This window comes from Corynebacterium curieae (assembly GCF_027570035.1).
Classification (GTDB): Bacteria; Actinomycetota; Actinomycetes; order Mycobacteriales; family Mycobacteriaceae; genus Corynebacterium; species Corynebacterium curieae.
Genome location: NZ_JAKMUU010000027.1, coordinates 1 through 936 on the forward strand (window position 1 = coordinate 1; position 936 = coordinate 936).

Annotated in this window: 1 protein-coding gene; it reads right to left on the minus strand. The window is 60.9% G+C overall.

Features of this window, described 5'->3' with window-relative positions:
- Positions 1 to 26: 26 nt before the first annotated feature.
- Positions 27 to 857, minus strand: coding sequence for a class F sortase (locus tag L8V01_RS11885; protein ID WP_269947169.1), 831 nt, complete (start codon positions 855 to 857; stop codon positions 27 to 29).
- Between the last annotated feature and the right edge of the window lie 79 nt (positions 858 to 936).

Genomic DNA, 936 nt, shown 5'->3' on the forward strand with positions numbered 1-936 from the left:
ATTCCACAGGGCGCCTTAACGCTCAACTAGGCCGCGGGTGCCTCAGCCGGTGCATCCTCTGCCGGCTGCTCGGCGGGCTGCTCTGGCTCGCCCACCGGCTCCGCCACGGTAATGATATTGTCCTCATACCCCAGCGCGCCGCCAACGAACTGGCCGCCGCAGGTAATAAGGACTAGGCGGTTCTCGCCTTCCTTATCGTTGACCACGTCCGGGAATCCGGAGCCCTTAGGCAGGCGGTACGGCGCCTCGGTCACGCGGAAGGTACGCTCCTGGCCGTCGATGACCACGGTGAATTCCTGGTCCTTCTTCAGCTTGGTGAACTTCTCCGCATAACCAGTGCCCTGTCCCTGGTAATTAATGTGGCCAGTAATCACACTCGATCCCACGTTGCCCGGCTCACCCGGCACAGCGGAGGCGGAGTACCAACCCACGCGGGTGACGTCGTGTGGCGGCAAAAGCACACCCTGGTCCGTGACCTGTACGGGGTCCACGGCCGCATACTCGCCATCGATGCCCACGGACATGCCCTCAAAGCCCTTGAACTCACCAGGCGCGGCGTCATACTCGTGCTCCTGCTGGCCCGAATCATCCACAAAAGCATCGGACTTTGGTGCAGAATCTTGTGCGCTCTCACTGGCCACCGTCTCCGGCGCCGAGCCGGCCTCATCCTCATCATCGCGCGCCAGGTACAGCACTACCTGCAACAAGACCAACGCCACGACAATGATGGCCGCGATAATAGCGATCAGCTTGCCACGGCCCATGCCCTGCTTGCCGACGCCCCCTTCCTCCCCACTCGCCGGATATTGCGAAATTCCATTCTCCTCCGGCTGCTGTGGTTCAGCGTGCTTTCCCATAGCTAGCTTCCTTTACTTCCTCGATTTGTCTACCTTGTGCAGGTTATATGCAAATCCCCTCCAGCGTGTGCAGTCACAC

Excerpts from the sequence above, each read along its gene's own strand:
- L8V01_RS11885 (WP_269947169.1), bottom strand. The coding sequence starts at position 857 with ATGGGAAAGCACGCTGAACCACAGCAGCCGGAGGAGAATGGAATTTCG.